General features: G+C 36.8%; 6 protein-coding genes and 1 pseudogene. 3 read left to right on the top strand and 4 right to left on the bottom strand.

The genetic code is table 11. From position 1 onward, the window contains the following. Window positions 1-214 (bottom strand): transposase (locus AN619_RS11560; protein ID WP_068557118.1); only part of this gene is annotated, 214 nt, incomplete at its 3' end. A 254-nt stretch (window positions 215-468) separates the two neighbouring features. Here AN619_RS11560 and AN619_RS11555 point away from each other — a divergent pair. Both AN619_RS11555 and AN619_RS11550 read left to right on the top strand, forming a co-directional pair. Then, window positions 469-930 carry a DUF4277 domain-containing protein gene (locus AN619_RS11555; RefSeq protein ID WP_198153296.1) on the top strand — a complete coding sequence of 154 codons (462 nt, stop codon included), beginning with the start codon at window positions 469-471 and terminating at the stop codon, window positions 928-930. Continuing rightward, entirely contained in the window at window positions 924-2,141 is a 1,218-nt protein-coding gene (locus AN619_RS11550) for an IS1634 family transposase (protein WP_242867392.1), read from the top strand. The genes AN619_RS11555 and AN619_RS11550 overlap by 7 nt, the downstream gene beginning before the upstream one ends. Window positions 2,142-2,437: 296 nt before the next feature. On the opposite strand, the gene AN619_RS11545 is transcribed toward AN619_RS11550, so the two are convergent. Continuing rightward, window positions 2,438-2,662 carry a hypothetical protein gene (locus AN619_RS11545; protein ID WP_068557112.1) on the bottom strand — a complete coding sequence of 75 codons (225 nt, stop codon included), beginning with the start codon at window positions 2,660-2,662 and terminating at the stop codon, window positions 2,438-2,440. A gap of 124 nt (window positions 2,663-2,786) precedes the next feature. Next, complete coding sequence (locus tag AN619_RS11540; RefSeq protein WP_068557110.1) at window positions 2,787-3,842, bottom strand: hypothetical protein; 1,056 nt, start codon at window positions 3,840-3,842, stop codon at window positions 2,787-2,789. A gap of 435 nt (window positions 3,843-4,277) precedes the next feature. Here AN619_RS11540 and AN619_RS15675 point away from each other — a divergent pair. Beyond that, a pseudogene (locus AN619_RS15675) lies at window positions 4,278-5,059 on the top strand (transposase). A gap of 124 nt (window positions 5,060-5,183) precedes the next feature. Here AN619_RS15675 and AN619_RS11530 read toward each other — a convergent pair. Continuing rightward, window positions 5,184-5,639, bottom strand: coding sequence for a hypothetical protein (locus AN619_RS11530; RefSeq protein ID WP_068557106.1), 456 nt, complete (start codon window positions 5,637-5,639; stop codon window positions 5,184-5,186). Between the last annotated feature and the right edge of the window lie 280 nt (window positions 5,640-5,919).

Below are 5,919 nucleotides of genomic sequence, written 5' to 3'. Positions count from 1 at the left end.
TGAGCTTTGCAATTTCTTTTTTAATTTTCTTGATTTCTTCAAGGCTTGTAACATCTCCTTCTATGTTAATTGGAGATTTCTTTTTTACCCAGCTTCGGACTGCTGTTTCACTTAGGCTATATTCGCTACAAATTTCCTTGATTGTTTTACCGGATTGTATCAATTCTACTATCATTGTTTTGAAATCCTCTGTAAAAGTTCTTCGATTTGTCATTTGCGGACACTTCCTTTCTTATAGATTTACGCTTCTAAAACTTAACCTATTTGTAATAGTGTCGTGCAAATACAAGTTGTTTAACTTTAGTAGCTCACATTTCGTATGAATAAATTACCAGTCAATATTTTATATTAACAAGAAAGATAAACCGATAACATGTCGAATTTCTCAAATAATATATAATGTGGAGGAATTCGATATGGCGACTAAGACGAAAAAAAAGACAAAAGATAAAACTAACATTCAAGCATTTGACACAGGAACCTAATCCCAAGCTCCCTTTGGTATTGTTAATACCCAATAAAATATTGAATACTATTGGGTTTGTAGACTTTATAGATAGAACAGTAGAATGGGATTCAAGGCACTGGAAAGTATCTCCGGGAAACCTTGCCAAAGCGGTAATATTGGCTACGTTTCTAAAGGTACGAATACCTCTCTTTAGAATTCAAGAGGCTTTTGCCGGGATTGACACTGAAGCTCTTTTTGGTAAAGCTGTTACACCAAAGCATCTCAATGATGATGCCATTGCCCGGGCACTGGATCGGATCAGCGAAGCAAAGCCGGAAAGCTTATTCACCACTTTATGCTTATCGTTATACAGCAAGTTCAATATTGCTTTTAATCGTCTACATTCTGATACAACAACCGTTTCCTCTATGGAGCCTATGAACAAAGTGACCAGGAAGACGAAGAAGGGTTACGTATTCTAAGAGGACATAACAAAGATCGACGTCCGGAATGCAAACAAGTAGTAGTAGGCAAGATTGTAAATGAGCACGGAATAGCTATTGCAGCCCCAAACATGAATGGCAATACCTCTGATACCGAATGGAATGAAAAGGCCATAAAGCTGGTGAAAGGGACCTTTGGAGAAAGACTTGCCAGCATTACCTATATCGCTGACTCCAAGCTTATCAATCTGCCGCTGTTTCAACAGCTGATGGAACCTGGAAAAAGAGTACGTTTCATCTCACGGTGTCCTGCAAACTTTTATAACAAAATTGCAGGGAAGGTCATCAAACAAGCCTATCAAGATGATCAATGGATAGATGTAGGGAAAATCGGTTCAGGAAAGAAAACTTGTACCTATGAATTACAGGAGTATCATCGAACGATAGAAGGGAATGATGTGTGGCTTATCGTAGTAAGAAGCAGTGCTGGAAAAGAGAGATATGACCATAAGCTACATAAACAGCAAATTGAACTGGAAAAAAGCATTAATGAATTATCAAAGAAGACCTTTGTGTGTGAAGCTGATGCCAAAAAGGAATGGGAGCGCTTTGAGAAGTCCCATAAAAAGAATTTGTATAAGGCTGCAGTTGAATTTAAAGAAATAAAGACAGAAAAAAGGCCCGTAGGGAACCCGGGTAAGAATCCAAAACCGCCACAGGTAAAGGTTACGTGGCAAGTATGTGCTCAGATTATTGGCATTAACGAAACTAGAGCAGAAGAATTAAGGAATGGGGGAGAATGCTTTGTAGTAATTACGAATGTAGAGCAATCCGAACTAACCGGTGAGCAAGTACTACGGCAATATAAAGATCAGTCAATTGTGGAAATACAGTTCAAACTTTTGAAAGAACCGGCAATTGCATCTGCCATATTCCTCAAGACACCGGGTCGGATAGATGCTTTGATGATGCTATTGCATGTCTCACTGTTGATTCGTGCACTTATTCAGTACAAAGTTCGCAAGAGTATCAGTGAATCAAAAGAGGAAGCACCGAAAATCGGGTGGAATAACAGCAGAACAGAGAAGCCTACGCTTAATCTTATTCTGGAGTCGCTTCAACATACAACCTTTGAAAAAGTAGGGGAAAACAACTATAGGTATGGCTTTTACAGTGACAGAGAACGGGACAGAGTTATGACGATTCTTTCACTACTTGATATTACAATAGACGGCTTGCTTGATCCTTGAGGATGGGGATATTTTGTAGCAGATAATGGCAGTAATGGAAATGGTTACTGATGTATGGGTATTCCCGGGCATTTTATTGCTTGAGCAAGAATATTTTCTGGTACTATGCCATATGAACATATGAATATCTGATGAATATCTAAAATTATGTTAACTTTGTGATAAGGGTGCGAAATGTGAGTTTCTATTGTATTGGTTTCACTTTTTAAGTGAAACCAATAATAATGCAAAACTACTGTAACTATGCGGCACGAAGCAATGCTAGATAAATTATGATGAATAATTCAGGCTTAATTTTATTCAGTATCAGAATGCCTATCTCTTATTTTTTCTTTGAGTTCCCTTACTTGAAGATATAGTATTCTTTGTTTCACTAAGATAAAAAATTGTAACCAAAGGATTACTCCTGCCAGTAGCCCAACTCCTTTAAAAAATGCCCAAAGCGCCACAAATGTAAAAACTGAAATAAGTATTAATCCCAAGATTATTATTGTTCTGGAAATGAATTTAATACTGTTCATATATACCTCCCCATCATGATGTTTAAGAAAGAATCATATGAGTAATAAAAAAAATAAATTCATAAATGCTCCTTATGAATTATATTATCCTCTAAAAACCAGAAATACAAGACTTATAATGATTCTAATATGTTAGTACATTGCTCTTACTAACTTGAGAAGATTTAACGACTGTAGACCCACCAGATGGGGTTAAAGATATGCTTCCATATCCTAACGATACGGAAACAGAACCAGCATATTTAGCATGGCCATACTGTCCATAGATTGTAAAATATGCTCCTTTTGGGACAGCTGACTTTGAGTTACCTATTTTCATATAAACTCTGCCGAACACCTGCATATCATTGAGATATAAATCTATATCTTCTGTTTTTACACCATAGGATTCATACTCAGTATACAGAGATTCCTCTGTCCATTGTTGATTCGCATAATGATTAATATACCCACCTTTTGAGGTGTAGTTTGTCAGATTTAAGGATGAACCTGTATGAGATATACCAAGACCATCAACCAATACCCACTGTGGCATGGTAGTCCATTCAAAATCAAATCCTAGCTGTTTTGTACAAGTTGAAGTTGTTGAATAATCCGTGACATCAATACTTGTATATAAAACACCAGCATCTATTACATTACTGGTTGATGCAGCTAGAGTAGTGACCAAACCTTCTTGCATTGGAGTGAATTCATCCGCTTGTGCAGCGTCTTCATTAACAGCGATTTCTGCTTTGTTATAGTTTTTTAAGCTAGGAACAATATCCGATCCGTTAAGATGATCTAATAAAGCCTTCTTATCCTTATATGTTTTAAGACCATCAAATTCAGATTTAGTAAGGGGTATGGTCATTATTTTTTCAGTGTTAGCTTTTATTTGTTCTTTGGTCAGCTCACTACCTTGACCTTTCCCATAGGTAACAAACAAGGTGTAGGATTCATCACTACCTTGAAAAATGCCGTTGTTTTTTAATAAATCTCTTAATTCCTCAACTGTCCAAAACTTTATGTTTCTTTCACTTAATCCTGCAGCTTTTAACTCTTTCTTATATGTCTCGGTTAGTTCCTCCTTCCTCATCGTATCTATATTACTTAAATCGGGTTCTACCTCTGCTAGAGAAACACTAGAGAACATGAGTATCGAGATCAAAAGAAAACTTAGTAATTTTTTGATGTTCATAGAAAATCCTCCTTTTGCTTTTGAATATTGATAGCAAGTAGTAACTTCTTGTAAGTGTCTGGTGTACGCACATGATTCATCACTTAATCCCCCTTTCCCTTTCAAAAGTAATAACTAATCTAGGGTAAACATTCTTCTATCCCCATCAAAAATATTTATCCCTTCTACATCCAGTCTATCAAACTCACACTCATATGCAATGATCCTTGCAAAACAGGTCGTTGAAATGTAATAATTAGTTTCCCCTGAAAAAATCAAAGATTTTGATAGGCAAAAATGAATTTGTAGCTCAAATGTAGAATTAATTATTATAAACATATGGGATATAGAATAAATTTCTGCAAGGAATCATTGAGCATATTCTTGAAAATATTCTTTTGAGGTGAGTAAAAAACGTTAAAACTCAGAGAGCCCCAATTAACTTTATGGGACAGTATCCTTCCCGAAGAAATTCGCAAACTTCCTGATGAACTGGCAAAGATAGATGCTATTCTCGACGATGAAAGATTTATGAAACCATTTCTTGAAAAACATAATACCCATCGGGGTCGTCCAACCGTTCCCATAGAGACATTTGATGTATCTGAAGCATCGATATGGATTTGGCTTCGAAACATTGGTGAAAGAAGTGGGAGATAGTATTACCTGGCGTATGTTTTGCAGAATACCGCTGGATGAAAAAATGCCTGATCCTACAACACTGATGAAAGCCTGCAAAAGGTATGGAGACGAAGTAATAAAGCAGCTAAATGATATACTTGTTTTAAAACTAAAGGAAGAAGGGACCCTCAAACATCGCAAACTTCGGGTAGATACCACCGTAGTCGAATCAGAGATACATCATCCTACGGATGCCACCTTATTGCAGGACGGTGTAAAGGTAATCACCAATATCGTTCAGAAAATCAAAAGATTTGCCTCCCATGCCGTAGAGGGATTTGAAGACAGAAGAAAAAGAATTATCCGAAAGGGATGTTCGACATATCAGCTTCCCTGCCAGGGGGAAAAAGAGTCAGAAGAGAGCGGACCATGAAAAGCGGTCATGGTTTCAAAGTCTGCAACGGTTTCGTGCGGCCGGTGAAGCCAAAATCAGTCTGTTAAAAAGAAAGTACGGCTTGAATCGAAGCCGATACAGGAGTCTTTTTGGCTCAAAAACCTGGGTTGGATTTGGAATCTTGACCCATAACCTAAGAAGAGCCGCTCAGATGGCAAAATAAAGGGGAAATCCCAGCAAAAGCTGTAATAGATAAGTTATCCAATCTAGCATTAGATCTTTGTACAAGATTTATGTGATTAAACATCCTAACTCCCTTTCTAATACTTATCGCATAATAGTTACCCTTAATCAACACGAATCATGTCTATATCCACAATAGGAGCACCTTTAATCTTTTTCTCATATTTTTCCCATTGATTCCCTTCTTTTTTGGCACGCCGCATCACATTAGTTCCATCAGCTTCTTTATAGAGAATCATAATTTCAGAAAAGTCATTTTTTACAAAATACAGAGGTTCAATGGAACCGATAGGAACCAACTGATCCAAATCATCAATTTCTCTTGCGATTTCTCTATTTAAAGCAATGGCTTCCGGATAAGTAACTTTTCTGTAATCTTGCAAATTTTCATCCAATTTCAAACTATTTTTAATATCACTATATGCGTATTCCAATCTTTTTTTTGTTTTAGCAGCTATTTTTTCCTCCTTACTATCAAATGCATTTATACCCGTTATAGCCAATAGGGCCATTGTTACTACAAATACAAGTATAATAGACATTTTTCTTCTATTTACCATATTAACCTCCATTCCGCCGCTACCGCCGGCGGCACAAATAGTAATGAAAAAATGGTGCGCGGTTTTCACCAATTTGTTATGATTGATTTGAGGAGAAGATACACTACAAAGCACGGTGAGGTGAGTCGTAGACTGCTCTTCTCAGCTTAAATCAATCAACTTTCGCACAAAATTGATGTGCGATGAATATTGAAAAATCAATAGTTTTGGGCAATAAAAAAGTCCAAGAAGCCCCCTCTCTGTGATATAATAGAAGTGACAAAACCCCATTAAAATCAAC

The sequence above is a fragment of the Thermotalea metallivorans genome (assembly GCF_001562415.1).
Classification (GTDB): domain Bacteria; phylum Bacillota; class Clostridia; order Peptostreptococcales; family Thermotaleaceae; genus Thermotalea; species Thermotalea metallivorans.
This window is presented reverse-complemented; position numbering and strand designations above follow the sequence as displayed.